General features: G+C 40.8%; 23 protein-coding genes. 13 read left to right on the top strand and 10 right to left on the bottom strand.

What is annotated here, in order from left to right:
- Positions 1–285: 285 nt before the first annotated feature.
- The 3 genes from J4N25_RS02905 to ytxJ form a co-directional block, all read right to left on the bottom strand.
- Positions 286–1,644 (bottom strand): glycoside hydrolase family 28 protein, encoded by a 1,359-nt coding sequence (locus tag J4N25_RS02905; RefSeq protein WP_207420638.1) that lies wholly within the window; start codon positions 1,642–1,644, stop codon positions 286–288.
- A gap of 138 nt (positions 1,645–1,782) precedes the next feature.
- Entirely contained in the window at positions 1,783–2,169 is a 387-nt protein-coding gene (locus tag J4N25_RS02900; RefSeq protein ID WP_207420637.1) for a hypothetical protein, read from the bottom strand.
- 43 nt (positions 2,170–2,212) lie between these two features.
- Positions 2,213–2,548, bottom strand: a complete 336-nt coding sequence (gene ytxJ, locus J4N25_RS02895) for a bacillithiol system redox-active protein YtxJ (RefSeq protein WP_207420636.1) — start codon at positions 2,546–2,548, stop codon at positions 2,213–2,215.
- A gap of 312 nt (positions 2,549–2,860) precedes the next feature.
- Here ytxJ and J4N25_RS02890 point away from each other — a divergent pair, with 312 nt between their 5' ends.
- The gene (locus tag J4N25_RS02890) at positions 2,861–4,237 is read left to right on the top strand and encodes a PQQ-dependent sugar dehydrogenase (RefSeq protein WP_207420635.1); all 1,377 of its coding nucleotides are present in this window, start codon (positions 2,861–2,863) and stop codon (positions 4,235–4,237) included.
- A 79-nt stretch (positions 4,238–4,316) separates the two neighbouring features.
- Here the strand turns inward: J4N25_RS02890 and J4N25_RS02885 are convergent, their stop codons facing one another.
- Both J4N25_RS02885 and J4N25_RS02880 read right to left on the bottom strand, forming a co-directional pair.
- Positions 4,317–5,144, bottom strand: a complete 828-nt coding sequence (locus tag J4N25_RS02885; protein WP_207420634.1) for an SGNH/GDSL hydrolase family protein — start codon at positions 5,142–5,144, stop codon at positions 4,317–4,319.
- Between the two features lie 137 nt (positions 5,145–5,281).
- Positions 5,282–6,124 carry a hypothetical protein gene (locus J4N25_RS02880; RefSeq protein ID WP_207420633.1) on the bottom strand — a complete coding sequence of 281 codons (843 nt, stop codon included), beginning with the start codon at positions 6,122–6,124 and terminating at the stop codon, positions 5,282–5,284.
- A 194-nt stretch (positions 6,125–6,318) separates the two neighbouring features.
- On the opposite strand from J4N25_RS02880, the gene J4N25_RS02875 reads away from it, so the two are divergent.
- From J4N25_RS02875 to J4N25_RS02865, 3 genes are all read left to right on the top strand, one after another.
- A complete protein-coding gene (locus tag J4N25_RS02875; protein WP_304622444.1) occupies positions 6,319–6,618 on the top strand; it encodes an ArsR/SmtB family transcription factor in 300 nt (99 codons plus the stop codon).
- Positions 6,619–6,627: 9 nt separating this feature from the next.
- On the top strand, positions 6,628–7,734 hold the full coding sequence (locus J4N25_RS02870) for an NADH:flavin oxidoreductase (RefSeq protein ID WP_207420631.1): 1,107 nt from the start codon (positions 6,628–6,630) through the stop codon (positions 7,732–7,734).
- Between the two features lie 120 nt (positions 7,735–7,854).
- Complete coding sequence (locus tag J4N25_RS02865; protein ID WP_207420630.1) at positions 7,855–8,406, top strand: GNAT family N-acetyltransferase; 552 nt, start codon at positions 7,855–7,857, stop codon at positions 8,404–8,406.
- Between the two features lie 206 nt (positions 8,407–8,612).
- Here J4N25_RS02865 and J4N25_RS02860 read toward each other — a convergent pair whose 3' ends face one another.
- Positions 8,613–8,807, bottom strand: a complete 195-nt coding sequence (locus J4N25_RS02860; RefSeq protein ID WP_207420629.1) for a hypothetical protein — start codon at positions 8,805–8,807, stop codon at positions 8,613–8,615.
- 135 nt (positions 8,808–8,942) lie between these two features.
- Here J4N25_RS02860 and J4N25_RS02855 point away from each other — a divergent pair, with 135 nt between their 5' ends.
- From J4N25_RS02855 to J4N25_RS02840, 4 genes are all read left to right on the top strand, one after another.
- Entirely contained in the window at positions 8,943–9,467 is a 525-nt protein-coding gene (locus J4N25_RS02855; RefSeq protein ID WP_207420628.1) for a hypothetical protein, read from the top strand.
- A 174-nt stretch (positions 9,468–9,641) separates the two neighbouring features.
- Complete coding sequence (locus J4N25_RS02850; protein ID WP_369410818.1) at positions 9,642–11,333, top strand: RluA family pseudouridine synthase; 1,692 nt, start codon at positions 9,642–9,644, stop codon at positions 11,331–11,333.
- Positions 11,334–11,470: 137 nt separating this feature from the next.
- Positions 11,471–11,806, top strand: coding sequence for a hypothetical protein (locus J4N25_RS02845; protein WP_207420627.1), 336 nt, complete (start codon positions 11,471–11,473; stop codon positions 11,804–11,806).
- Between the two features lie 139 nt (positions 11,807–11,945).
- On the top strand, positions 11,946–12,524 hold the full coding sequence (locus J4N25_RS02840; RefSeq protein WP_207420626.1) for an acetate uptake transporter: 579 nt from the start codon (positions 11,946–11,948) through the stop codon (positions 12,522–12,524).
- A 125-nt stretch (positions 12,525–12,649) separates the two neighbouring features.
- Here the strand turns inward: J4N25_RS02840 and J4N25_RS02835 are convergent, their stop codons facing one another.
- Both J4N25_RS02835 and J4N25_RS02830 read right to left on the bottom strand, forming a co-directional pair.
- Positions 12,650–14,887 carry a hypothetical protein gene (locus J4N25_RS02835; protein WP_207420625.1) on the bottom strand — a complete coding sequence of 746 codons (2,238 nt, stop codon included), beginning with the start codon at positions 14,885–14,887 and terminating at the stop codon, positions 12,650–12,652.
- Positions 14,865–15,836 (bottom strand): hypothetical protein, encoded by a 972-nt coding sequence (locus tag J4N25_RS02830; RefSeq protein WP_207420624.1) that lies wholly within the window; start codon positions 15,834–15,836, stop codon positions 14,865–14,867. The genes J4N25_RS02835 and J4N25_RS02830 overlap by 23 nt, the downstream gene beginning before the upstream one ends.
- A 200-nt stretch (positions 15,837–16,036) precedes the next feature.
- Here J4N25_RS02830 and J4N25_RS02825 point away from each other — a divergent pair, with 200 nt between their 5' ends.
- Positions 16,037–16,672: an FISUMP domain-containing protein gene (locus tag J4N25_RS02825; protein WP_207420623.1), complete on the top strand. Its 636-nt coding sequence runs from the start codon at positions 16,037–16,039 to the stop codon at positions 16,670–16,672.
- A 304-nt stretch (positions 16,673–16,976) separates the two neighbouring features.
- Positions 16,977–18,353 (top strand): alpha/beta hydrolase family protein, encoded by a 1,377-nt coding sequence (locus tag J4N25_RS02820; RefSeq protein WP_207420622.1) that lies wholly within the window; start codon positions 16,977–16,979, stop codon positions 18,351–18,353.
- A gap of 7 nt (positions 18,354–18,360) precedes the next feature.
- Here the strand turns inward: J4N25_RS02820 and J4N25_RS02815 are convergent, their stop codons facing one another.
- On the bottom strand, positions 18,361–19,809 hold the full coding sequence (locus J4N25_RS02815) for an aminotransferase-like domain-containing protein (RefSeq protein WP_207420621.1): 1,449 nt from the start codon (positions 19,807–19,809) through the stop codon (positions 18,361–18,363).
- Between the two features lie 89 nt (positions 19,810–19,898).
- Between J4N25_RS02815 and J4N25_RS02810 the strand changes: the two genes are divergently transcribed.
- The 3 genes from J4N25_RS02810 to J4N25_RS02800 are packed head-to-tail and all read left to right on the top strand — an operon-like array spanning position 19,899 to position 21,951.
- The gene (locus J4N25_RS02810) at positions 19,899–20,798 is read left to right on the top strand and encodes a DMT family transporter (RefSeq protein WP_207420620.1); all 900 of its coding nucleotides are present in this window, start codon (positions 19,899–19,901) and stop codon (positions 20,796–20,798) included.
- 11 nt (positions 20,799–20,809) lie between these two features.
- Complete coding sequence (locus J4N25_RS02805; protein ID WP_207420619.1) at positions 20,810–21,532, top strand: aspartate/glutamate racemase family protein; 723 nt, start codon at positions 20,810–20,812, stop codon at positions 21,530–21,532.
- Between the two features lie 26 nt (positions 21,533–21,558).
- Positions 21,559–21,951, top strand: a complete 393-nt coding sequence (locus J4N25_RS02800; protein WP_242695760.1) for a DUF4406 domain-containing protein — start codon at positions 21,559–21,561, stop codon at positions 21,949–21,951.
- A gap of 208 nt (positions 21,952–22,159) precedes the next feature.
- Here J4N25_RS02800 and J4N25_RS27070 read toward each other — a convergent pair whose 3' ends face one another.
- Positions 22,160–26,212, bottom strand: a complete 4,053-nt coding sequence (locus tag J4N25_RS27070; RefSeq protein WP_207420618.1) for a LamG-like jellyroll fold domain-containing protein — start codon at positions 26,210–26,212, stop codon at positions 22,160–22,162.
- Positions 26,213–26,455 lie beyond the last annotated feature (243 nt).

Raw genomic sequence — 26,455 nt, 5'->3', positions numbered from 1 at the left:
ATCTCCCCATCGGCCATCACTTATTATATGCTAATATTATGCCACTCTTAAAAGGACGTAAGGTTTGTGTTAACAAGACTGCCTCGTTTGCTTTCTGGAGGTATAATTTTTCTTCGTAAAGGTGTTGTATGAAAATAGGCCAGAAAACTCGCGTAATTGCCGACGCAATTATTGAACAAAATGTAGGATTGAGAAGAGGAGATTCTGGAAAAACGGAATAATAGTTAGGTAGTTGTTTAACAGGAGCGTAAAGGTATTAACTTATACACTCCTGTAAATTATCGATTACTTCACGTGGGAAGGTTCTTTTACTTCTTTCCCGATAATAACATCATTAAATATTATATTTTCTGCGTTTCTCATGCTGAGACCTGTAGAAGCAGAATCTACTGTAACATTTGAAAAATAAATGTCTCTTACTTTTTTTGTAGGATATCCCTGGATCACCACTGCAGCATTTGTTGCTCTGCTGCATTTAACGTTGTTTACAAACACGTTCCGGATATCGGTTTCGAAACCTTTTCCTTCTCCATGGTAGAAAGAAGTGATGAAAAAGCAATCTTCTACGTCTCCAAATTCAACATTGTTTACATAAATGTCGCGTATAAATCCACCACGATCCGGGTTGGATTTTAAATAGATGCCACGCTTGCAATAACCCGAAGCCTTGCAATTTTCAACAAATACGTTCTGCACACCGGCAGACATTTCACTGCCAATAACCACACCATGTAATCCTTTAAACCTACAGTTTCGAATGATGATGTTTTCTGAGCTGATAGCAGTCCTTCTACCTTCGTAGTCTCTCCCAGCTTTTATCGCAACGTTGTCGTCGCCATTGTTAAAATCAATGTCTTCGATCAAAATATTTTTTGAGTATTCTGGGTCAAAACCGTCATTGTTTTTATTGAAGGCTTCAAACTTTACTTTTCTCGCCGTTATATTTTCCGACTTAAGCAAATGCACGCACCAGAAAGGTGAGTTTTTAATGGTGACACCTTCAATCAAAATATTTTTACACTCGAAGAACTGAATTAATTGGGGACGAAGGAAATGGCCTTTCCCAAACATACGTTGTGCCAGGGGCGTATTTTCCTTATTCATTTTTCGTGTAAGTTGCTGACTTGTGCTTTGCTTCTCAGTCCACTTACTGAAGGAATCGCGGGCATTTCCATCAATTTCCCCTTCGCCGATGATCGCTACATTTTCTAATTGGTAGGCGTAGATAAAGGGACTGTAATTATAAACAAATGTGCCTTCCCAACTTGTTAGAACAGCAGGTAAATAATCTGATGGGTTGGTTCCGAAAACAAGTTTTGCACCCTTTTGTAACTCAATGCAAAGATTGTTGGTCATATGTATAGGGCCATTGATCAGGTAAGTGCCGGGAGGAACAACAATTTTTCCACCCTTTTTTTCTTTTGCTGCTTTTACCGCCTTATCAAATGCCGGTTTACAATTTGTTTTAGAGTCGCCAACTGCCCCAAATTTTGTAATCAGCAGAATGTTCTTAGAGATTTTTGGAGGAGTGATATTTTTTAAAATCTGATCTCGTTTTTCACTTGGACTTGGTTCGGTTTGTATTGTTCGAGTCCATGAAATGCAATTGATAGAAATAAACAGAAGGATAATAAGCTTTTTCATACCGGCCCACTAATTCGATAAAGTATAATTTGAAATTGGTCTACGAAGATAGAAATAGATTTCTTGTTGATTATTATTTTTTGAACAGCAATCTCAGTTCTATGTCTTTCAGCTCACATAGTAGCTGGAAAGTGTTGACTACTGACTGTTTAAATTAACACCGGTGACCGAAACCCGGTCGTCATAAAAAAGTTTCACCACTGGTTGGGATTCCTCGGGAAAACTAAGTGCATCTTCAGCCATTACTACAATTGAGTCTTCATAGTTGAAGAATATTGGCAAGCCAAAATAATACGACGTCCCATTTTCAGGAGGTTCCTGTATAGAAGTTGAAGGAGGGTCTAGTTGCGTCTCCTGAAGTCCTTTTAAAATAAATGGGATCATGTACTTGGGAATGAATAAAAAGCATTTTTCTGGTTGCTGATCTGGGAAATGAGTGAAAAAAAGTTTTACTGTTTCATTTACAGCAATCAGTAGCCCTGCGAAATCTCCCGGAGGAATTATCTTTTGATAAACTTTACTCATGCTTCAAAGGTAGTAAAGTGACTTTGAAATCCTGATCTTTCTACTAGTCCTGCTTGATAACAGCTGCCGTTTCTCCTGCTGATATATCGTAAAGGGACTGGTTGTAAATACATTTTCCATTTTTTATCAAAAGCACCTGTGGCGATTCATGACGTACCTCAAATCTTTCGGCGATAGCATTGGAAAGATCTCTAAAACTTAGCAGGTCCAGAAAATAGATAGGTGTTCCTTCGGGCAGTAGATTAGCTTCACGTTCAAATTCAATTCTTGTTGCCTTGCTGATCGGGCAAGTTGTGTTGTGTTTAAATATTACACAATGTCCGTTATTGTTTTGTATTGAAGTTAATTCATCTTCTGTTTCCAGCTTTCTAAATTCCATAGCTTAATTTCTGTTTCCTGAATAACTGTCGAACCTTCCAGATCGTTTTTTCTAATTATCTTTTGTAATGAAGATCCCGAGATACAGATGCCAGACCTTGAAAACCTGGTGTTTCTTTTTCGACGGTAAGGGTAGGTTTACTTTTAGCAGAAAATAATAAGCGGAGCAGGCCCTAAGCGTTAATTATGAGAACGCCAATATTACGTTGGAAGCTTTGAAAATACTTTAAGGGGCGAAAACTGCAGGCCAAGACTTGTGTTATAGTTTTGCATGATAGGGAAAATGTTGACTTGCTGTCTCTTAAGTTGCTCTATGGCTATCAATAGCTTTTCACAGACAAACGTAGGAGAAGGAAATATAAAGTTTAAAAAGAGGGTTTTGTTATCTAATTTACAAGACCCCTGGGACATAGTTTATGGACCGGACAATAATTTATGGATAACGGAGGCGAAGGGATATACGGTAAGTAGGATCGACATCGCTAGTGGAAAGAAGAAAATTGTTCTTGATCTCAATTCCGAACGTAGTTTTAGTGGTAAACCCTGGCCCCAGGGAGGATTGATGGGAATGGCTCTTCATCCACAAATTCTAACGGGGAAGCCCTTTGTATACCTGGCTTATGTGTATCGGTTTGTCGAGGCTCGACCTAATTTTGCTGGTAATTACTTCCAGACAAAGATTGTTAGGTATACCTGGGAAAAAGAAAAGCAATCACTTAGCAATCCGAAAGTCATTTGCGACACGATTCCTGGTAGTAATGATCACAACGGGGGGCGACTTCACATAGCCAACATCGAAGGTAAAGAGTATTTGTTTTATGCTGTTGGAGATATGGGAGCTGGTCAATTTGATAACGGGAATAGGCCCAACCATTCCCAGGATGCTAATTATTATGAAGGGAAGGTCCTTCGGTTTAACACCGAAGAGGATATTGATAATGTTCCTCTAGATAAATGGGTACCTAACTCTAATCCTTTTAAAAATGCTGTTTGGTCCCTTGGACACCGTAACCCCCAGGGTCTCGCTTCTGCCACTATAACTGGCAAAAAAATGTTGTACTCTACAGAACACGGTCCTTATTCTGATGATGAAATCAATTTGGTGGAGAAGGGAGCAAACTATGGGCACCCCTTGGTGATCGGGTATAATGACGGGAATTATGATGGTCTCGCTGCGAGCGTCAGCGATCGTGACAGCTTGCCGGGCAAATGGAACACTACTTATCCTTTAATCGTTAGGGAAGCTGATAATGCTGCCCGGATTGGCAATAGCTATAGAGACCCGATCAAGGCCTTTAATCCGAATGATCATGGTTTCCTTGAAGGTCTGTTTAACGCAGTTGCGAAAAATACTGGTAAACCTGAATGGTCTTCGGAGGCTCCTTCAAGTTTGGAAGTCTACACCTCTGATGCAATACCCGGCTGGAAGAATTCTCTTTTGGTACCCACTTTGAAAAGTGGCAGGCTGATCCGTTTGAAGTTAAACAACTCCGGGAAGGGATTTGGGGGAGCAGAGGAGTCATATTTTCAAGCCGGTAATCGCTTAAGAGATGTAGCGATATCTCCGGATGGCAAGAAGATCTACCTTATAACCGACAGGAGCTCTGTAACTTCAGGACCAACAAAAGAAGACCCACAAGGTAGTAGTGAGAAGGGTGCGGTGATCGAGTACACCTATATCGGACAATAGCAAGGTTGATTATTAATTTCCGAAAAAACAAGAGGTAAATAATACCTTATCTGCCTCTTGTAATCTGTTAAGGTAGGATTTAGTATTTCTTCATAACCTTCACTAACATCTTCGCTATAATTTCCATTCCCTTGTCGGAGGGATGTAGGCCGTCGTAGGTGAGGTCGATTGCTTCAACGGGATAGGGATATTCATCAGTAACTGGGTTAAAGGGAATATCAATATAGTTGGGGTATTTATAGTCGCGATACTGGCCGGTTTCAGGATCCTTCAATCGTTTAAACTTAACCATTTCCTTCACTTTCATGCCGCTTTTGTAGTAAAGATCAACTACAACAAACTTTTCTGCCTTAGCAATTGATTTTATAGCATCAGCGTACTGCGACAAGTAGAGCCCTTTCCGGTCTGCATACGATCCTTTCGCGTTGTTTTTTGGGTCTTTCAAATAAACAAAGTCACCTCGCTGCATGGGGGTGATTAAAATAACTTTTGCTTTAGGGTTCAGGCTGCGTATCTTATCAATAATTGTTCGATAAGAGCCGTAAAGGGTGGTATTACCAGTGCTATTTTGATAATCATTTAAATTGCCAATAGGAAAGCCAGCATTCCAGTCGTTGGTTCCATAATAGATAGAATAAACATCTGCCTTTTTTAAATCTTCTTTTTCTATTTGGCCAGCCATTCTTGATGCCGTCCAGCCGCTGTGGCCGTGGTTTTCAAATTGAATGTACGGCAGCTTTTCTGCAACCCTCGACATATAACCTCTTGTTATTCGATTGGCAGTTTGTTCCGGTCGATTGTCGAGGTAAGTAATAGAATCACCAATAGCCATCCATGTTAATTTTTCTTTTGGAGCAAAGGATGCCAGAAATATAAATGCTATAAAAGCAAAAAGAGCTCTTTTCATACCGTAATTTGATGTGAGCCCAAATGTAAAAAAAGCGGGAAAACTAATCTCGAAAGCTGATAATTTAAAAAAGAAATTGTCAGCTAAAAGATGATTACCATACCAGAAAGTGTTGCCCATCTGATATAGTAATCAGATTAATTCATGTTATAGGATAGAGAGACGGTGTCAGAGCAGTTGCCATTTCCGAAGGACAGATAGAACGTTTTGCCCCCGAGTTTTTCAATTTTCAATTTTCCTTTTTTTGGGAGGAAAGATGACTGAGTACAAGAAGAACTTAAAGTAGCCGTTTGACCAGGTTTAACTTCAATAAAACTGGTAGGGTTTTTTTGAATAGTTAATGAGTAGCTCTGGTCACTAAGTTCGAAAACGTCGTCGTTTGTATCGCCTGTGCTACTCCCTGAAATCCATTTGCTTTTTCGAACGGAAGAAAATCTGATCTGAGTTGCATCAGGTTTAATAATAAAGCTTTGAGCGTTCAGATGATTAATGGTTGCTGCATTTGAAGCTTTCGCAGCTTCTATATTCGAGAAAACCGATGAACCTTTAAATTTAACCCCGTCTATTGAAAATAAGTTTGCCTCCTCGTCTGACCTTACGTGCAAATGTTTTCCAACAACTACGTTGCCGTTTTCTACCGCGTCTTCATATACTACGGTAAGTAGTCCATTTCTTTTCTTATTGTCTGGTCCGTTCAGATTATTAAATACAATATCATATTTTTTCTTTCCTTCGCTAGTCTTGCCTTCTGTAATTGTGGTTCCTGCTAAAATTCCGGGCTGATTAGGGTAGGCGGTTTTTATGCTTCTTGCAACAAATTCAAGTTCATTGACCAACCTTTCGGTTTCTATAACTTCGTTTGCCGACTGAACCTCTGGAATAGGCAAGGTATCTACATTCTCAGGCTCGGCATCTTCATTGTTCTTACATGCTGCAAGACAAAGCATAAAAGCAATCAGGTAAGTATTATGTTTTTTCATATTGCATAATACGCGAAATTTCTCCTGATCGCTACACCTGTTGTTTCTCTGAAAGTTGACTTTTCGGCTTCCCATAACATACTCCGATAGTAAATCAATGTTTTTTTGTCATTTCAATTTCTTCCTATTTTAATTAGACTGTCAGAACTTTTTGCTCAATAGGTATATCGGGAAAAGTCGATATATATTTGTACATGGAACCAGTGGAAATATTTAAAGCGCTTTCAAATAAAACCCGGTTACAGATCCTTCAATGGCTTAAGGACCCAGAGTTAAACTTTCCGGAACAAGCGGAATTTGGGTACGGGCAAGGTGTTTGTGTAGGCCAAATCCAAAAAAAAGCAGGTCTATCACAGTCCACAGTATCCGAGTATTTGTCCTTGCTGCAGAAAGCTGGTCTGGTAAAGGCTCAGCGGGTGGGGCAGTGGACCTACTATCACCGGAATGAAGAAGCCTTTGCGGTCCTTAGTGAGTTGATGAAAACCCACATTTAAATCATTATTATGAGTACAGAAAGTTTGTTCAGGCCATTTAGCCTAAAATCGTTAAATATTAAGAACCGTATCGTGATGGCGCCGATGACTCGTTCCTTTTCTCCCGGAGGCGTCCCTACGGACCAGGTAGCTGCTTATTATCAAAAAAGAGCAGAGGGAGAAGTTGGATTGATCCTGTCGGAAGGAACAGTTATCGATAGGCCTTCATCCTCAAATGATCCTAATATTCCTCATTTCCATGGGGAGCAGTCTCTGGCTGGATGGAAAAAAGTAATCGATGGCGTGCATTATGCCGGAGGAGCAATGGCGCCACAGATTTGGCACATGGGGATAATGGATAATCATCATTCTGGTTGGGTTCCTCCGGTACCTTTTGAAGGTCCATCAGGGTTAAACCGGCCAGGCTTTGTAAATGGAAGAGTGATGACAGAAGAAGATATCGCAGATACCATCGCTGCATTCGGTCGTGCTGCTGCTGATGCAAAACGCCTTGGCTTCGACACGGTTGAAATCCATGGTGCTCACGGATACCTCATTGATCAATTTTTTTGGAACGAAACGAATAAAAGAACGGATATCTGGGGCGGAAAAACATTGGGAGAACGCACACGCTTTGCTGTAGAAGTGATCAAGGAGGTTCGGCAACAGGTTGGAGAAGAATTGCCTTTAATTATTCGCCTTTCTCAATTTAAGCCATCTGCATATACCAATAAGTTAGCAGCCAGTCCTCAGGAACTTGAGGAATGGGTAAGTCCCCTTGTCGATGCGGGCGTAGATATTTTCCATTGCTCTCAGCGTCGTTTCTGGGAACCCGAGTTTGAAGGTTCGGATTTAAACTTTGCCGGATGGGTTAAAAAGGTTAGCGGAAAAGCAACAATAACAGTTGGCTCTGTTGGGTTAACAGGTGAATTCCTTGCAGCCTTTGCTGGTGAGGCGTCACAACCAAGCTCTTTGGATGAGTTATTGCGTCGTATGGATCGAGGGGACTTTGATCTTGTGGCAGTAGGAAGGCCACTGCTGGCGGATCCAAATTGGGTGAAAAAAGTGAGAGAAGGTAGAAAAGAGGAATTAAAAGGATTTACTAAGGATGCTTTAGCCGAATTGGTAATGGGCTAGTACTTTTATGGGATTTGGAATTGGGTCATCTCCTTCGGGAGGTGACTCTTCTATTTAAAAAGAGGGCAATTATTTTAAATTATTCACTTTATTTTTGTCTTACATAAAATCTAATTACGAATGCAATTTCATTTTAGAAAAGCTGTAGTTTCTGAAATACCTCAAATCTGGGAAATCTTACAACAAGCTATCGATCGCCGTAAAAAAGATGGCAGTGATCAATGGCAGGACGGTTATCCTAATCAGGGTGTAATTCAGAAAGATATAGAAAGCGGAGCAGGTTATGTTTTAACAGAAGGAGACTCAATTGCAGGATATTCTGCTGTCATGTTAAATAATGAACCGGCTTATGCAGACATAGATGGAAAGTGGCTCACAAATAAGGATTTTGTTGTAATTCATAGGGTGGCTATATCTGAGAATTATTTAGGAAAAGGTTTAGCTCAAAAACTTCTGAAATTCGTAGAGGAGTTTGCAGTAGAACGCGGCATTTACAGTATTAAAGCAGATACTAACTTCGATAATCTAGCTATGATGCGAATATTCGAGAAGTTGGGTTATGTGTATTGCGGGGAGGTGTCCTTTCGGGGAAGTGCAAGAAGAGCCTATGAAAAGGTGCTTGAAAGACAGGTGCCAGAGGAGGCTATCGACGCCGAAAAAGTCTTACAATAAGAAATATAACGACTACCGCAATTAATGGTAGAAAGCTTATGCTCCAGCCACTTCTTCCTGACCAGCTCCCACCAATCACAATACAACCAGGAAGGAACATAGACATTGCTAAAGAAAGAACGTAAAAAAAATTCTTCATTGCCTGATTTAAAAGATAACAGGTCGTCTTATTGAAAAACGACCTGTAAACCTACCCTCGCAGGTTATTATTTGTTTAATGAATCAACAACTGTTGGAGCATCTGCGAGGCTATCGTTGTCCATTACAACAGCAGTATCTCCCATGTTTGTTTCACCAGAAGCTTCTGATTCTCCGCCTTCTGATTGTTTGTTAGAGCTACATGCTGCAATTGTTAACGATACAGCCATTGCGCAAAACAAGGTTTTGAAAATGTTTTTCATAATTTTTTCAATAGATTTTTATCTCTTGTCTAAAGCAAAGTTTTATCGCTTTGTTTTAATTTTAAAAAGAAAAATAAAAAACATCTTGGTGCTTACTTAGTTGAATAGGGACAATAGTAATCTACTTTTAAGACTATGGAAAACAACACTAATGGTTCTTACGGACTAAGAACAAACCTTTACAGAGATCGTGAAAGCGCGGAACAAGCTTTTCAATCATTGAGAGACAGAGGTTATAGCCAGGAGGAGATTAACCTGATTATGTCTGATGAAACAAGAAAAAAACATTTCGAGAATTCAGACCATGATTCAGAATTAGGAAATAAAGCATTAGAAGGTGCTGGTACAGGTTCTGCGATCGGTGGTACTGCTGGTGCAATTATCGGTGCTATCGCTGCTATCGGAACATCAGTGGCCTTACCAGGCTTAGGTTTACTGGTAGCTGGTCCATTGGTTGCTGGATTAGCAGGTGCAGGTGCTGGTGGTTTAACTGGCGGTTTAGTTGGAGCTTTGATCGGATCAGGTATTCCTGAAGATCGTGCTAAAGAATACGAATCAGGAATTAAAGATGGTGGAATCGTAATGGGAGTAACTCCTAGAAGCCAGGAAGACGCTGACTACTTCGACAGAGAGTGGAGTAGTGATAGAACGCGCGTATAGTTAAATACATCTTATTAATTATAGCATTAAAAGGCTGTGTTAGGCGATTGCTTAATACAGCCTTTTTTTCTTGAGGGGAGCCTTCTTCCCTGGGAATGAGAACCGCCTTTTAGCCTGTACAAATATTTTTGCCCGAAGCTTTTCCAATAAGCATAAAGCCAGTATTTTTAACCCGTGGAATACGTGAAGACGAAGCTGGCAGCCTTTCATCCTTTTATACAAGACATTTCAACGCTGCCGTCACCCAGGAAGTTTAATTATCCGTTCTGTTATGAGGCTCATCCTCTTGCCAAAATTGCTGCAGGCCAGGTTCAGGAATTTCTAAATCAATCGTACGATAACGAGCATAACTTTGGTATTGATCCTGAACACCAGGGAATGGTTATTGGAAAAATGTTCGGAGTATTGGTAGTTAGAACACCTGAAAACGAATTGGGATTTCTGGCAGCCTATTCTGGAAAGCTGGCTCAGGGAAAGCAGCATCCTTATTTTGTTCCGCCAGTTTACGAAGTGTTTCAAGAAAACGGGATGTACCTTACTGAGGTAAAGGGAGTGACAGCTTTAAATGAGGCCCTTGAGGCGTTGGAGCGGAATGAGAGCTACCTGAGTTTGAAAGCACAGCTCGAGCAAACAAAAGGCCTCGCTGAACTGGAAATAGGAGAGCTCAAGACCCAACATAGAATTCTAAAAAAGGAGCGTCATAAACGAAGGAAAGAGGCTCAGCTGAATTTGTCACCGGAGGCCCTGGAACCGTTTCTGGAGCAGCTGAAGAATGAAAGTTTGAAACAGCAATATGATCTAAGAGTGATAAGCAGATCATGGGAGGCTAAACTTAAGGATCTTGAAATTGCTTTGAGTGCTCACCTGGAGAAGATTGAGCAGTTGAAGGAGGATCGGAAACAGGCCTCGGCACAATTACAAAGGCAGCTTTTTGAGAGTTACAAGTTCGTGAACGCTAAGAAAGACTGGAAAAGCTTATTATCTATCTTCACGGAAGACCTTGGGCTTGTGCCTCCCGCCGGGGCAGGAGAGTGTGCTGCTCCTAAACTTTTACAGTATGCTTATCTTCATAATCTGCAGCCCGTTACTATGGCTGAGTTTTGGTGGGGACAATCGCCTAAGTCAGAGGTTCGTAAACATGGCGAATTTTATCCTGCCTGCAGGTCCAAATGTCTTCCTATTCTAGGCTTTATGCTTGAGGGATTAGAGGTAGACGATAATCCCTTAGAGAATAATCCTGCAGAGGGGAAAGAAATGACCATTGTGTTTGAGGACGACGATCTTATAGTAGTTAACAAGCCTGCTGAGTTTTTGTCCGTCCCTGGTCGTTACGTAAAAGATTCTGTACAAACCCGGATTAAAGCAAGATATCCGGAAGCGATTTTGGTACACCGTTTAGATCAGAGTACTTCGGGCATTATACTTATCGGAAAGAACCATGAAAGCTACGTTCATCTTCAGAAGCAATTTCTCCAAAAAACTGTTTTAAAACGATATCACGCTGTTCTTAATGGTGTAGTAGATAAGGATAGCGGTATAATAGACCTTCCTTTGCGTGTTGATCTCGATAATCGCCCTCAGCAAATGGTCTGTTATGAATATGGCAAGCCTGCGCAAACGAAGTTTGAGGTACAGAAGATAGTTGATGGCAAAACCTTTATTCATTTCTACCCAATAACAGGCAGAACCCATCAGTTAAGAATGCACGCAGCTCATCCATCGGGACTAAATGTTCCCATTTTAGGGGATGATCTATATGGAACAAAAGCTGAACGACTTTTTCTTCACGCCGAGTATCTCGAGTTCGATCATCCCAGGACCAGGGAAAGGCTACGCTTCGAAGTTGATGCGGAGTTTGAAATTTAAATATTGTTATGTTAAAAGTTATTTAATTTTCAACCTTTTAAAAGTTTTCCGTACATTGCTTTTCGATTTTTTACCTTTATTGCCTGCTAAAATAAATATCAAAGTTGCGATAACTATTACAACAAAAATACCTACTTATGAAAGCATTAATGTTTGTATTACTTTTTTTTACATCTCTTCCTTCCACCGTTCTTAACGCCTCTGACTCCCCTGACTTTAATGATCTTTATCAAGTTTATTACAGTCAAGGATTTAATACAGGAGCTAGTAGAGGCTATGCTGCTGGGTATAATGGATTAACTTACAACAGCACGCCTATAAACTCTTTTGAAACTGGAATTTATAAGGAAGCTTACGATAATGGCTACAGAACAGGGTATGAGCAATATTATTACAGCGGTATACAAGGTAGAGAGACAGGGTCTGGTAGTAACAGACCTCCAAATAAGCCATTCCCGTTTGAAGGTAATTAGTTTGCATGATTGTAAAAACAACTGTTTTCCAGTACTAGTATTTTGATAATAAAAATAGTACTGATATCATTTCGTACTGAAATCTTCATCATATTTTCATTGTAAAGAAAGGCCGAGATTTCGGCTTTAATTTTTTACAATGAAAGAAGAAAAAGAAATCGTTCTAAGTACTAAGTATGCTAATCCTGCTCCGCTTGGTTTGTTCGCCTTTGGTATGACCACCATTTTACTGAACCTTCACAATGCAGGTTTTTTTGCGCTTGATTCAATGATTATTGCCATGGGTATTTTTTATGGGGGAATAGCTCAGGTGATAGCTGGAATTATTGAAAGTAAGAAGAACAATACCTTTGGATTTACCGCTTTCACTTCTTATGGTTTCTTCTGGCTTTCTTTTGCAGGACTATTGATCTTGCCGAAACTCGGACTAGCTACCGCGGTATCTGAAACCGGACTAGTAGCTTATTTAACAATATGGGGAATATTCACTCTTTTGTTGTTTATCGGTACCCTAAAGCTGAATCGAGCTCTTCAGCTGGTATTTGCTACTTTGGCTGCTCTTTTTTTCCTATTGGCACTGGGAGATGCTACAGGAAATACGTCTATTAAAACGTTTGCAGGTTATGAAGGGGTTATTTGCGGAGGACTTGCAATCTATGCTGCAATTGCCCAGGTACTAAATGAGCTTCACGGAAAGACTCTGTTACCAACGGGCTAGAAACAGCTTTAGTCACCAGAAGCCCACAAACCAAGGATGAAATATAACCTGCACTATTTATACTATTGCAGGTTAAAATATATTTAAATAGGAGCTCGAACGCATGTCTTAAGTGGCGGGAAGACTTAAGGCTTTACATAAGACCTGAAATAACCGCACTCTTTCAAAATCTCCTGATAATATTTTGTGTTTAAAAACCTCTGTTTTAGTTCTGCGAAATATTTGCCTCCTGGAAAATAGGAATAATCATCGCTGTAAGATTTATTGTTCACCTGATTATAATACTGGTTACGCTCACATTTGCTAGCCATGAAAGTACAGCGCGCCCGCTGTTCATCTGTCTGTGCAAACTGCCTTGCCCGGAGGTAATACTTAAGACAGACATCCTGGTTGGTGAACGTTTTCCGGAATTCTGCTGCAGTGGCTTCTTCATTATAATCACTATATCCTGTTATATCCGTCTGGTAAAAAAGCCTCGCATTTCCATAATACGTCATATTATAATAGGCATTAGCAAGCAAAAAGGAGTTCCTAAAACTATTGTTACCTGAGTTTAATTCGTCTTTAGCTGCTTTTATAGCTTTTAAGAAGCTTAATGGGGTGAATTTTAATTTTTGCGGTGCCTCGTGGTCGCAGTCATGGCAGTCGTTCAGGCGACTGTTAAATGGATTACCTGCTAACTCAAATTTGGCTCCTTTTTCTCCTGATTTTTCCATCAGTGCAATCGCTTCATCGATCTTCTCCTGATAAGTAAGCATGCATGCCTGGTGATAATAAAGATCTTCCAGCTTATGTGGATAATACCTCAGCATCACATTTTCAAATGCCGTCCTGTTTTTCTTGAGGAATATAGATTCTAAGGCATTGATGTTCGAATTGTTGGTATAGAAGGCCTTTACATCCTCAAAGCAAACCGCCTTCACAACATCTTTCTGTGATTTATACAAGTTGGCTATAGAACTTGTCACCGGGAGCATGGCGTCGGCATATCTCAGATCTTTAAACTGCCTCTTTTGGTCTCGAAGATCTGCTAACCAATTAAGTGGTTCAACCAAAGCAGCTTCTGTTGTTGCGTCTATTTTTTTCAATTGAGATACGAATAGAAGAGTTTTTAGGAGCTTATATTGGGCATTTACCAGGGTATCCTTTACTGGTATCACTTTTTCTGCCCGGTCGTAAAATGCAGAGGCATTTCTATAATCTTTTTTGAGAAAATGGAGGTACCCGGAAGCAAGGTTCCAGAACCATGGCTTATTTGTAGAGGCCGAGCGGGTAATAGAATCTATACTATGTAAGTCATTGTCTACTGTCTTCTTATTTATAATACCAGAGGAATAAGAGCTGTCTAACCCATTATATTCAGTTATATTAACCACCCTGCTTAATAGAAGGTCCATTTTTTCTGATTTGGGATCTCTTTTGGCAATCTCTTTAATTGCTCTTACCGGGTCATGTTCCATACCCAAGAGGTGCCAAAGTGTAACCTCTTCCTCCTTGTTTTTTGCCAAAGCCAATGTTTGTTTCCAGTCCTGCTCCTCCTGAGGATGGAAACTCCATGCAGAAGGGATTTTCATCTTGAAAGAATGGTCATAACACAAGCTGTACAGATAGTTGGCCTCAGCATACTTTTTCTGATGGTAGTAATGGCCTGCCAAATAGGAGAGCGACCGATAGTAGAGACTGTTTTTTGTCGAATTTATATAACTGTTAAACGCTGCTTCTACCGGGTAGGCAGAGCTTTCGGATGCCATGTCTGCATAAAAGTAATAACGTACCAATTGAAACCAATAGCGTTGTTTCAGAAAAGGATCTTTCGCCGTTTGAAATGCTGTTTTTATCCTTGATTCTATTTTACCATCTACAGGTTTCTTTGGCGCCGGCTCATACCAGTAGTCGGCTTCGTTCACAGCATAGCTCTCAGCCTCCTTCGCAAGTCTCAAATATTCAAAAAACTGGTCGATCTTCTTTTTTCTAAACTTGGGACCTGGCAGGTTGGGATAATTAGAAGGAAGATTTCGTAGCTTACCTAATCGAAGCTGATCGACCGAGTCAACCCCAGCTGATGAGAGTGTAAAAAGTAAAGTTTCAAGATCACCCCTGGCTATGGAGTTACCTAAATAACTATGCCAGTCGCTTGTAGTTTCCTCATTGAAACGCCTATTGTTATCTTCAGCGTTGTTTTCATACAAATTGTCCGAACTGTAGAACCTATGCGATGATTCAAAGAAGAAGGGACTAAATTGGGGATCAACAAAATATTCCGGTGCGAAAACAGAAGGATCCTCCTCGTATCCTCCTCCACAAGCCCAGGCTACTCCAGCCGCAATTAGCAAAGATGCACTAGAACTGAGAAGATATTTCATTAAGCGTTTTCGCCTTGAATGTAGAATGGTTGAGGTTACCGAGTTCATAAAAAATTATTGTTCGTTTATTGTTTTGGGGAAGAGCTGAAGAAAGTTGTTCTGCTGCTTGTTGCAATATCTCTCCATTTGTCTCTTCAAGTTTAAAAATATCCTTTTCTTTTACATATATGCCTTTGAAAAAGAACGATTTCTTCGCGACCAGGAAATTGGGGTGGACGCTGAACCCTCCCGTGTTTATAAGTTCATCAGAAGTTAACTGACTATACAACCCCAAAATCTTACTATCCCGAACCTGAATCAGCCAGGAGAAAAGCGGAAGGGCCACATCAAGTTGCAAAGGATAACTGCTGATGAAGGAAGTATATTTTGACGCATCGTCCTTATTATAAATAGAATTAGGAGTGTTTAAGTCGCCATTTAGTTTGCCCATATTATAAAACATCAGTACTCCCTTTTCTACAGGAGGTACACCAGTTCTCTCTTTGTATTTCACCTGATGTAAGCGAATGGTGGCTTCCAGTTGCTTCTTGCTGATCAGTTTCAGTCGTTTTAAATATCTGAAATATTTCTCCCGCGTTCCCTCAGTCCAATCGCAATCAATTTGAATGAACTCATAACTGATCCTGTGATTTGTCATTATATTATGTAACAGCCGGAATGTGTTAGTCGCGAGTGAATCAACACCCTTGGTACCTAAACGGGAAAGGCTTTTGTTCGTAATATATACCACGGGGACAACAGCCAAATTAGGAAGCTTTTGCTTGAATTTAATAACTCCCGCGGGTAAGGCTAATCCTTTAACTTCGTTCCACCTTATATCGAAAAGTCGAAGGTAGATCTTCCCAGCTGAAGTCTCCTTAAGTAGGGTCTCATCTTTTTGCTGAAGATCGAGAGATGTTTTCCAGTAATAGAAGGCAATGCTTGTATCTTTTTTTTTTTGGCAGGCCAAGGAAGAAAGAAGCAGGCAAAAGCAACAGAATGTTTTGAGGATTACTGGATTCACGGCGACGTAAGGTAGCTTTTCAACGGGGCGAATTTAGAGAAATCCACTCGAATCCCTGCGCGAGTTCCTGATTAATTTTATTAACTCTGTTACACTTTGTTTTCGTAGCCCGTATGGCTTAGGATAAAACCTTTCTGTAATACGTAATGAAAACAAAGTTTTTAAGCCTGATTTTATTCACACTATTTCTTGCAGTTTCTTGTAAGAAAAAGGATAATCCTGAACCGGAAAAAGAGCCCGAAAAAGAAACTCCATTAGAAAAGATAACCATTGGCAATAAAGCTTATGATGTTGTGAAAATAGGAGATCAATTGTGGACAAACACAAATTACTCTGGTGAAGGTGGCATTTGGAATGATGCAACTACCAGTAAACCGGAATATGGTAAATTTTACACCTATGAGGAAGTGCAGCAGTTCGCGCTACCTTCTGGCTGGAGGGTGCCAACTGAAGCGGACTACCGTAAACTTCTTGCATCTGTTGGGGTTACTTTTAAAGATGGCCAATGGACAAATAAAGAGAAGTTGAAGTCTTTAACATCAAAAACTAATTGGAATAACATTGCCGGCACCAACGCTTCAGGCTTCGATGCTCATCCAGGCGGATATAGTATTAATAATACATACCCAACTGGGGGAAGTAACGCGGAGTTTTGGACTACAAGTGATAAAACCTTCTCCATTATGGAGGGTGGGAACCTCACAAGTTATAATGCCACCTTTTATGCTAAGTCAAATCAGCCCGACCGTTTTAATGTCCGTTTTGTAAAGGACGTGCAGTAGTATAAATAGCTTTAGTATATCTGCCATTTTCGAGCTTGCTTTAGGAGCGTTCACTAGGAACTGCTCCTTTTTTTGTTAAAGTCTATTTGTTTTATTGAGGTAAATGATGGGTTTTTTGCAGCCTCAATGAGATGGCTTCGCTAAGTTTTGTAGGTCAAGAAGAACTTTCAAAAAATCTATCCTCTGTTTTGAGCATCTGGTTATAAAGGTTTTATTTCTGTACCCGATCAGGATTCCTTCAACTTTTACTTTCATTGTTTAAGTAGTGATAGTTTGCTTTACTTTGCGACGTAAATTTTTGCGCATGAATAAGCACCTGCTCATGTTCCTAACGCTTTTAAGTTTTTCATTAAATTGTTTCGCCAGTGTTGGCAGATGGGTAAGCAAAGCTACCGGTACCGAAATCTCTTATAAATCAACTGAGGCCCCTGTGCCTGTAAAGGATTTCAGTGGAAACTATGCAACCGTTATATATTTGGAGAATTTAAGCTTTACGAAGATCGGTAGGAATAGTAATTCAAGGGATGTAAGGTGGCTGCTTTCACAAGGATACCGTGTAATTGAGTTCAATTACAAAAAGGATCCGGCTGCCGTTTCCCCGTTGATTAATAATGACATAATTGCTATTAATGATTCAATAGCTTCAGGTTCATTTTGTGGTTACAAGGATTGCTCAACTTCAAAATCATACGTATTGTTCGAGGGATATCGTATCCTGCGAAACGTACCTTATTTTAAGGATGATCCCTCAGTTTATAATACCCCTGCTGAATATACAGAGGGAGATAATTTACACATGGACATCATATATCCCGCCAATGCTTCTAAGAAGGTGCCCATAATTTTATCTTTTTCTTACAGTAATAGTTATCCTACTTATGACCCTGTTAAGAAAGTGCTTACGGATGCTACCAGAGATCAAAGAGCTAATCTTGGCTATTCATTTGCCGGGTTTAATGATACATTTCTAGAAGGTGCACCCGCTAACGGTATCGCCTGGGCAATTGCTGACCATCCCAAGTATTGCCAGTGGGGTAAGGGAAAGCCTCTGAACGGGCCAAACGATGCCTATAAATCTTTTCAAACCAATCCCGATGCCGCACAAAAGGTTAAATCCGCTATAAGAACCTTAAGGGCAATGGGGGGCAAACTGCATTTATCAGGCAGGATTGGAATTTATGGGTTCTCCCGCGGGGCTACTGCCGGATCTCTTGCTATTGGAGATAAGAAAGTTCCTGATATTGAAAATGCTGGTTTTAATAAAGGTATTTCTGATGATGTTCAGGCGGCAGCTTTAGGTTCCGGAGTATTTGATTATACGCAGATCTACAATGTAAAAGGCGACGGTGACGGTAATCTGGAAACACGTTGCCCCTGGGTATGGGGCCCGCTCGACAAAAATTATGAGCTATGGCAATCCATGGGGGCTGCAGGGCTTGTTCAATCTTCGGCAACAGCCCCTGTTCTTTTCTTCTATAATACGGATGATGAGGCATATTATCAGGATCAAATCGCGCATTTCAAATCGAAATTAGAATCATTGAAGGTTCCTGTCTCTACCCTTGTTAATTATGGAAAGGGACATGCAGTGCCGCAAACGGCCGATCCTTTGAACCAGCTTTATGCTTTCTTTAAACAGTACCTTAAACCTCCAATTGTAGAAAAGAAAAAAGTTAAGTAGCAGAATTTTACGCTTTCAACATATCTTTTGCCAGTATGCCGAGGATTTTAATTGCGTGTTCTACTTCAGCCGTAATGGGCATACCAAAGGAAATACGAATACAATTTTTAAATCTGGCATCAGTACTGAAAATATGCCCGGGAGATATACTTATATTATGTTTCATGCCTGCCTGAAACAACTTAAAGGCATCAATCTTCTGATCCAGTTCAATCCATAATACGCAGCCACCCTTAGGTTGACTGATCTTTGTTGACTCGGGAAAGTGCTCCGCAATGCTGCGGGTGTAAAGAAGGCATTGTTTGTATAATTCCCTCCGAAGGTTACGCATGTGCAGGTCGAACCTTCCGGTTTCTATAAACAGTCCGACTGCCGCTTGGGTTGGGTTGGCAGAAGAAACGGTATGCATACGTTTGAGGCTGATAACCTTCTCTGTAAATTTTCCAGGAATGCACCAGCCAACCCTGTAGCCTGGCGCCAGTGACTTTGACACAGAAGAGCAAAGCAGGACTAATCCTTTCTTATCAAAACTTTTGCAAGTTCGTGGCCTAGCCTTTCCAAAATATAGTTCACCATAAATATCGTCTTCAATTAGGGGAATATCTTTTGAAGCGAGAAGTTCGACCAACTGCTTTTTCCTGTCATCCGGCAGTATACACCCCATAGGATTTGTGAAATTGGTAACAAATAGACAAGCTTTAACGTCGACCTTGTTTATTGCGCCAGCCAGATATTCTATACTAATCCCTGTTTCGGGATGAGTAGGTATTTCAAGTACTTTTAGTCCTAAACTTTGAAGTACACTGAAAATACCAAAATAGGTAGGTGTTTCGATCGCCACGGTATCACCAGGCTCTGTAACTGCTTTAAGACAAAATACCAAAGCTTCCATACAGCCCTGAGTTGTTACTACATCCTTTTCTGTAATGTTACCGCCCCAGTTGAAAGCATATCGCGCAATCTGTTTTCTCAATCGTAAATTTCCCTGGGTTGCCTCATAGGAGAGGCAGCTATCGTTACTTTCCCGGATAGCTTCCGCCATAGTCTTACTCAGCTTGCTTACGGGAAGTAATTCATTGGAAGGAACAGCAATGGAAAGGCGAATAAGACCTTCTGCGTTCAAACTTTGGTATACCATGGAAACAATATCATCTACGCTGGCTTCTTCAGGTACTTTTTCAAACTGGACACTATTATCCGGCGCTTGGAAATTCCTTTTTCTGAAAGACACGTAGTAACCTGATTTCGGTCTCGCTTCAACCAATCCTTTTATTTCCAATTGAGTGTAGGCCTTAAAGGCAGTAGATAAACTCACGCCTTGTTCTTTGCTTAATGCTCTTACTGATAAAAGTTTATCTCCAGTTTTTAGAACACCATCAAGTATGTTTTTTTCCAGCTTTTCAGCAAGTTGATTGTATAAAAAGTCTTCTTCCAAAGGTAAAACAGCTGTATCCATAAGAATCTGTTATGTCCAAAATTAAAAATTCTGAATCTGTTTTCCCTCTTTATTTTCCATCATTTTTGAAATAAAAATTAGAGGTTCAGATGAAGAAAGATCCCAAGGCATATTTATCCCTTATTTTTATTTGCATAGTATGGGGAACTACCTATCTGGCTGCACGGGTTGGGGTAAAAGATTTTCCTCCTTTTCTTTTTATGGGTATGAGGCAATTAGCAGCAAGCCTCATCCTATTTCTACTTGTATTTTTGATGGGAAAAAAGCCCCTGTTGCAATGGTCCCTGTTGAAGCAGCAGATAGTCCCCGGCCTTTGCATGATCACCTTTGGTAACGGAATAGTAGCCTGGTCAGTCCAGTATATTCCCAGCGGCATAGCTGCGCTGATCTGTTCAATGATTCCCCTTTATGTTATCCTGCTTAATCTTACACTTAAGCGGAAGGAGAAACTTAACTGGCAAATTTTGCTCGGCACCTGCTTCGGACTTTTGGGAATACTTGTCATCTTTAAGAATCACCTTGCCGAGTTGCGTAACAAAGAGTACCTCGCCGGAATGCTGATCACGATCGCATCCTGTATTTCCTGGGCTCTGGGCACTATTTATACCCAGAGAAATAAGAGTAAGAGCGAACCTTTAGTTAATGCTTCCCTTCAGTTGTTTATCGGAGGCTCAGGCCTTTTGTTACTGAGCTTAATGTTTGAACGCAATGCTGAGCTACCACCTTTATCCACTCAGGCATTCTTTGCCTGGGTCTACCTGGTCCTGATCGGATCGGTAGCCGCCTTTGGGGCATATTTATACGCCCTTTCAAAACTTCCAGTCGGTCTGGTGACGATATACGCCTATGTGAATCCTATAGTAGCCGTATTACTGGGATTTTTTATACTACAGGAGGCAATCACCCTTTACACCATAGTAGCTGCGGGCGTTATTGTTTCAGGTGTATACCTTGTTAATAAAGGCTACCGGGTTCAAAGCAAAAACTAAAATCAAAAAAGATGAGAAAAATCGGACTAATTGCCGGAATGTCTTGGGAGAGTTCCGCAATTTATTACAAGCACATCAATAAGATGGTTGGTGCTAGTTTAGGAGGAGTACATTCCGCCGAAATAATTATGTATAGCGTGGATTACGATCCTTATATAAGCCTTGGTGCTAAAGGTAATTGGGAGGAAGTTGGCAGGAGGGTTACAGAGATAGCAAGGAAACTTGAACGGGCAGGAGCGGAGTGCATATTGGTATGCTGTAATACAGTTCATATGATTGCTGATGTAGTAGAGACTAGTGTTAATGTTCCATTTCTTCATATAGTTGATCCCTGTGGAGAAGCAATTTTGGAAAAAGGTCTGCAAAAGGTTGGGTTGATTGGTACAAATGCTACCATGGAAAGAGAGTTTTTTAAAGGACGTTTGTTAGAGAAGTTTTGTATCGAAACGGTGGTGCCTAGCGTAGAGGATAGAGCATATATTGATCAGGCTATTAAAAAAGAGTTTTGCCGGGGACACTTTTACCCTGAAACGAAAAAGCGATTTTTAACGATCATTGAGAAATTGGAAGCTGCAGGCGCCGAAGGAGTGATCCTTGGCTGTACTGAAATTCCAATACTCCTTAGTGAAAATGATTTCTCGATACCAGGCTTCGATACTACTTTTTTGCATTCAAAAGCAGCTGTGTCTTTTGCTCTGGAGACAAACCTGCAATTGATCAATCATGCATCTTAATTTGAATAATTTAATCTGAAACAAATATGAAGAGTAGATCTATGATGATACTTATAGCTGGACCTTATCGCTCAGGAACAAACGACGATCCTACGTTGATAGCTGCAAATGTTAAGGCAATGACTGATACTGCCTTGGAAATTTATGAAATGGGGCACCTGCCAGTTTTAGGTGAATGGTTTGCCTTGCCTTTAATAGAAGCAGCAGGATCAAAGGAACCAGGAGATGAAGTTTTCAATCGTATTTTCCACCCTGTAGCCATTCAGTTAATAGACCATTGTGATGCGGTATTGAGAATAGGCGGAGCATCTTCGGGCGCTGATGAAATGGTAAGAATAGGGAAGGAGAAGGGAAAGGTGATACTGATGAATAAAGAAGAGATTGCCGGGGTTTATAGCCCGAAGGCGGAGCTTAGCTAGCGCAGTCGAAGAAAACCCTTCATGTGAAGAACTCTCGAAGGGGGGATGAAGTCAAATGAAGATTCTATGAGGCTGGATGAAGAAAAACGGCGATTAAGTCCATTAATTGGTAGACTTGGTCGCCGTTTGGTACCTGCTTTATACAGGGCTGGTTACAATTTAAGGCTTATTAAGACCTTGTTCTTTCCTGGTATTTATAAAAGAGCAACTAATGAATGACAACAGCCTTTGAGCTGCTGAATTTGTTTAAGGAAGCTTTAACATAATAAACCCCTGATGGGAGATTATTTAGTTCAATTTCCTTCTCAAATGATCCTTTCTTTGTTTCTGATAGAGACCGGATAATTGATCCTGATGTATTTACGATGATAATAGAGACTTTTCCATCTTCATTTGAGTTGATACTTAACTTAAATTTTCCCTGAGAAGGATTAGGATAGATGTTTAGTGCATCTGTAAATAGAATACCAGAGAAGTCCTCAGAATTTACTGCGGCAAGAGCATTGTCTTTATCTCCCGCATGCCCGTTCTGAACGCGAACTTCGTTACTACTTGAAGATAGATTTCCGGCATTGTCTATCGCTTTTACTGTAAAAACGTAGACATTTTTTCCAATAGGCCGCTCTGCTATGTAACTGTTAATTGTAATAAGTTCTGCATTTAACAGAATTCCATTTCTGTAAATATTGTAACCAATTACACCAACATTGTCATCCGCCGGATTCCAGTTCAGTTGAACCTGATGTTTATTGGTCTTATCGAAGGTAAGCGCAGAAGGTGCTGTTGGAGCCTGAGTATCTGGTGTGGTAAGGATTACTGGTGCTTTATCTGATTCATTTGCGGCTTCATCATATGCCGAAATAGCGAAAGTATAAGTGGTGGCAGCATTTAATCCGGAGACATGATAGTTCGTTGCTTCACCTGAAAAAATCCTGGTTCCATTTTGATAGATATGATACCCTTTTACTCCAATTAAATCAGTTGATGGAGTCCAGTTTAAAGTTGCAGTTGAATCAGTAATTGATGTCGATGTAATGACAGGTACTGAAGGAGCAATGCTGTCTCTTACAACAAGAAGAACTTGTTTAGCTGTGGTATCAATATAGATATCACTTCCTGTTTGTCTTGCCGTTATAATAGCCGAACCAATGCCTGTTATCTGAACTGTATTTCCGTATATTCTCGCTACAGTGCTGTCAGAACTATTGAATTCAACCGGAAGACCTGAACTTGCACTGGCTGTCAAAGTAAAATCGGGTTCTCCATAAACTTTTTGAGGCAGAGCGGCGAAATCAATAGTCTGCGCTTTTTTGTTAATTGTTAGCATCCTTGATATGGCTGGAGCTGGATTATAATCATCATTTCCCGCTTGACCCGCTTTAATATGCGTGTATCCCACTTTTAGAACATGAACCTTACCATTTTCAATCCTTGCAACTGTGGTATCTGAGCTTGAATATTCGATAGGGAGTCCTGAACTTGAAGTAGCGTTCAAAGCAAAAGCCTCGTCACCAATTTCTTTTGCTGGAAGTTCGGCAAACGTAATTATTTGATTGTTTTTTGCTGCTGCCAGGCCTTTAATCTCTATATCAGAAAGAACTTTATTGTACAACCTCACTTCATCAAGCATTCCTTTATAAGGCGCAGGTTTATTGGTGGTAGTTAAGAATTCAAGTTCGCCTATGTTGCCTAATATTAAGGCACTAGGTTCACCAATGCCAGAATTAGACCTGGAGATATTACTTGTAGCGTACAAAGCACCGTTCATGTAAATTCTAAGACGCTTACTTTCTACATCTCTAATAGCAACAACATGAACCCATTTATCGGTAAAGAAAGGGGTGCCATTCGCCTGAAGTTCGTCTTTTCCGCCACCTGCGGCATCGTTATCGTCATCTAAAGCAAAGCGGATCTGTTTGTTCTTAAATTCGATATCGAAGCGTTTCCCTGTTGCACCGGTTGTCGCATTTCTGGTAATGGAACCTTTACACAAAAGGTAAGAGCTAGTATTGTTATCCGGAGGGAGAAGCGAGGGTTTCGCTTTCATCCAAAACGCCAGTGAGAAAGAGTTTCTGTCGAGGTGGTTCTGATCTTCGTTGGGAATTCTCACAACGTACATTTCAGTAGCCGCAGAGCTGAAATCCAAAGCACCTTTAAGTTTTCCTGTGATGCGAATACTCTCTTTTTCAGGATCCAGACCCAGTAGTCCGTTGTTTTGATAAGAGGATGAGTCAATAACACTTGTTCCTTCTGCTGTAGCTTCATCGAAAGCGTAATGACCCACTAGTCCCACAGGAATAACCGGAGGAGTTCTGAATGACCATACCGGCCCCTGTATGGTACCTTTTGCGTTTGTTGCATCAACCCTCCAGAAATAAGTAGTGCTATCTGCGACTGAAGCAGTGTAAGAAGGACTAGCAGAATAGGCAAGCTCGGATTGCTGAATAAGTGCAGCAGTATCGGTACCAAGATAAAGGGTGTATTTTAGTGTATTGTTGCTGCCGCTCCATTTCAAAGTAACTTTGCCGGTTGTTGGCGTGGCATACTGGTTTCCATTGCTGGGAACAGGGGAGGTTGGAGCTACAGGAGCTGAAGCTATTGGTGGTGTTAAAACAGATACAGGATTACTGTAGGCGGAAGATTCTGTTCCGGAAACAGACTTAATCCTGTAGTAGTATGTCCTATTAGGAATCAGTCCGGTATTATCTGTATAGGTAACTGCATTTGCTGTAGGATGAGCTATATCTGAATAGGTAACACCATCGCTTGACCGCTCTAGTACAAAAAATTCCTCTTCTGTTGAATTATCATTCCATTTTATAACAACAGAGCTGGTGGGAGAAGGGCTTTCCTGAGATGTGGCAGCCAGTGTAACATTCGAAGGTGGCTTAACGAAAGCCGGAGGAGGGGTGTTAACAAGAGAATTTATATACACCTCGATATTTAAATACTCTGGCTGGGCAGTGCTAAAGGCAACAGCATCTGCTTTATTATTCTTATCGAGTCCGTTTTGGTCTTCCCAGGTATCGGGCAACCCATCTTTATCAGAATCTTGAGGGGCAGGAGCACCATGAACATCTCCCAGACCTCCGTTCGAGAATGGAATGTCTTTTTCAGTGTATACATATAATCCTTTGGTTCCCCTTGAATTTACTTCATCTACAAGTAAGGCATCTACCTGATCCCGTCGAGGGTAGTTAGCACCAACATTACTTAAAATATACTCATAGGCCTGTGCCGCCGACATGGCAGGAGCAGCGTTAGGATAATTGAATGGTTGCGACTTAAATGCTTCACCTGTTATCCCTGGGTACCCAGTTGAATCGAAAGGAACTTCAGCGCCGTCTAGTACTCCATTTTTATTATTATCAAAATAGTTACCTGAGCCATGTATGTTAAATGTACCGGTGCCTCTGGAGAAAGGAGTAGTTCTGGAAGGAGGGGTAAGTGGTCCGCCTACAAAATAATTATTAATTACATTCACTTCTGACACTCCAGACGAGCCCCCCATAATATAAGCGTCGCCCTGCCATCCGTAGTTTAAGTTTTCTCCTAAACGGTTTCCATTTCCCCAATTGTAAACCACGTTATTTACAAATTCATTAACCCCCTTTACCTTAGGATTTCTTGTTTTATTGCTTATGTAAAGGTTTTGAACAAGGCTTACTTTACCACCATCCGGGGTTTGGATAAGTCCGCCTGCAGAATGGTTCTCACGATGGAGACCTTGCCCGATTATTGAATTTTGAATGGTTATGTTATCCGGCGATGTACCTTTGCCATCCCAATTAATGGAAAATACCTCGTCCATTGCCCAGGTGAAGGACATGTGATCGAAAAGCATGTTCGCTCCATTTGCTAACCCCGAAGCATCTTTACCTGAGTTGGAGGTAGCTCCGAGCCGGATACGGAGGTAGCGACAAATAACATCGTTTGCTCCGGTAAACGTAATACGCTTGTTGAAGAACACAATACCATCACCAGGTGCTGTCTGCCCTGCAATTGTTGTATTTGCTGATACTACCACATCTGTTAAAAGATTAACAATACCGCCAACAGCGAACAATACTATTCGCCCGGGTTTGCTTACAGCATCTCTGAAAGAGCCTGTACCGCTGTCGTTAAGGTTTGTAACAATGTAGACTTCTCTGTTTGCAGCAGCTCTTGCCCCTTTAGCAAATCGACCAAAGCCGAGAGCTCCAGGAAATGCAGGTGTTTGTGATGCTGCGTGATGAATAGTTCCCAGCGTAAACGCTGCCACTACCGCACATTTTTTTAAAAAATTGGACGTAGAAATTTCCATATAGTGAAATGTTTGTTAGCTAATTAGGTATTGGTAGAACGTGGTTAGTTTCTTTCGCTAACCTAGAAGTTCCTGAATAAGTCGGCAACCCGTGGTGTCATGGTTAAGAGCGTTTGATGGGTCTTTGCATGTAAAAGTGCTGTTACAAAACCGAGCTTAGGTCAAATTGCAAGTGATAAGGTTTTGGTCTTCAAACAATGC

The organism is Desertivirga brevis, from assembly GCF_017355835.1.
Note: the sequence above shows the minus strand (reverse complement) of the source record. Positions and strands in the feature narration are given on the sequence as shown.

What these genes read in the sequence shown, in the direction of transcription:
- J4N25_RS02905 (WP_207420638.1), bottom strand. Translation starts at nt 1,644, where the DNA reads ATGAAAAAGCTTATTATCCTTCTGTTTATTTCTATCAATTGCATTTCA.
- J4N25_RS02900 (WP_207420637.1), bottom strand. Translation starts at nt 2,169, where the DNA reads ATGAGTAAAGTTTATCAAAAGATAATTCCTCCGGGAGATTTCGCAGGG.
- ytxJ (WP_207420636.1), bottom strand. Translation starts at nt 2,548, where the DNA reads ATGGAATTTAGAAAGCTGGAAACAGAAGATGAATTAACTTCAATACAA.
- J4N25_RS02890 (WP_207420635.1), top strand. Translation starts at nt 2,861, where the DNA reads ATGGCTATCAATAGCTTTTCACAGACAAACGTAGGAGAAGGAAATATA.
- J4N25_RS02885 (WP_207420634.1), bottom strand. Translation starts at nt 5,144, where the DNA reads ATGAAAAGAGCTCTTTTTGCTTTTATAGCATTTATATTTCTGGCATCC.
- J4N25_RS02880 (WP_207420633.1), bottom strand. Translation starts at nt 6,124, where the DNA reads ATGAAAAAACATAATACTTACCTGATTGCTTTTATGCTTTGTCTTGCA.
- J4N25_RS02875 (WP_304622444.1), top strand. Translation starts at nt 6,319, where the DNA reads ATGGAACCAGTGGAAATATTTAAAGCGCTTTCAAATAAAACCCGGTTA.
- J4N25_RS02870 (WP_207420631.1), top strand. Translation starts at nt 6,628, where the DNA reads ATGAGTACAGAAAGTTTGTTCAGGCCATTTAGCCTAAAATCGTTAAAT.
- J4N25_RS02865 (WP_207420630.1), top strand. Translation starts at nt 7,855, where the DNA reads ATGCAATTTCATTTTAGAAAAGCTGTAGTTTCTGAAATACCTCAAATC.
- J4N25_RS02860 (WP_207420629.1), bottom strand. Translation starts at nt 8,807, where the DNA reads ATGAAAAACATTTTCAAAACCTTGTTTTGCGCAATGGCTGTATCGTTA.
- J4N25_RS02855 (WP_207420628.1), top strand. Translation starts at nt 8,943, where the DNA reads ATGGAAAACAACACTAATGGTTCTTACGGACTAAGAACAAACCTTTAC.
- J4N25_RS02845 (WP_207420627.1), top strand. Translation starts at nt 11,471, where the DNA reads ATGAAAGCATTAATGTTTGTATTACTTTTTTTTACATCTCTTCCTTCC.
- J4N25_RS02840 (WP_207420626.1), top strand. Translation starts at nt 11,946, where the DNA reads ATGAAAGAAGAAAAAGAAATCGTTCTAAGTACTAAGTATGCTAATCCT.
- J4N25_RS02835 (WP_207420625.1), bottom strand. Translation starts at nt 14,887, where the DNA reads ATGAAATATCTTCTCAGTTCTAGTGCATCTTTGCTAATTGCGGCTGGA.
- J4N25_RS02825 (WP_207420623.1), top strand. Translation starts at nt 16,037, where the DNA reads ATGAAAACAAAGTTTTTAAGCCTGATTTTATTCACACTATTTCTTGCA.
- J4N25_RS02820 (WP_207420622.1), top strand. Translation starts at nt 16,977, where the DNA reads ATGAATAAGCACCTGCTCATGTTCCTAACGCTTTTAAGTTTTTCATTA.
- J4N25_RS02815 (WP_207420621.1), bottom strand. Translation starts at nt 19,809, where the DNA reads ATGGATACAGCTGTTTTACCTTTGGAAGAAGACTTTTTATACAATCAA.
- J4N25_RS02810 (WP_207420620.1), top strand. Translation starts at nt 19,899, where the DNA reads ATGAAGAAAGATCCCAAGGCATATTTATCCCTTATTTTTATTTGCATA.
- J4N25_RS02805 (WP_207420619.1), top strand. Translation starts at nt 20,810, where the DNA reads ATGAGAAAAATCGGACTAATTGCCGGAATGTCTTGGGAGAGTTCCGCA.
- J4N25_RS02800 (WP_242695760.1), top strand. Translation starts at nt 21,559, where the DNA reads ATGAAGAGTAGATCTATGATGATACTTATAGCTGGACCTTATCGCTCA.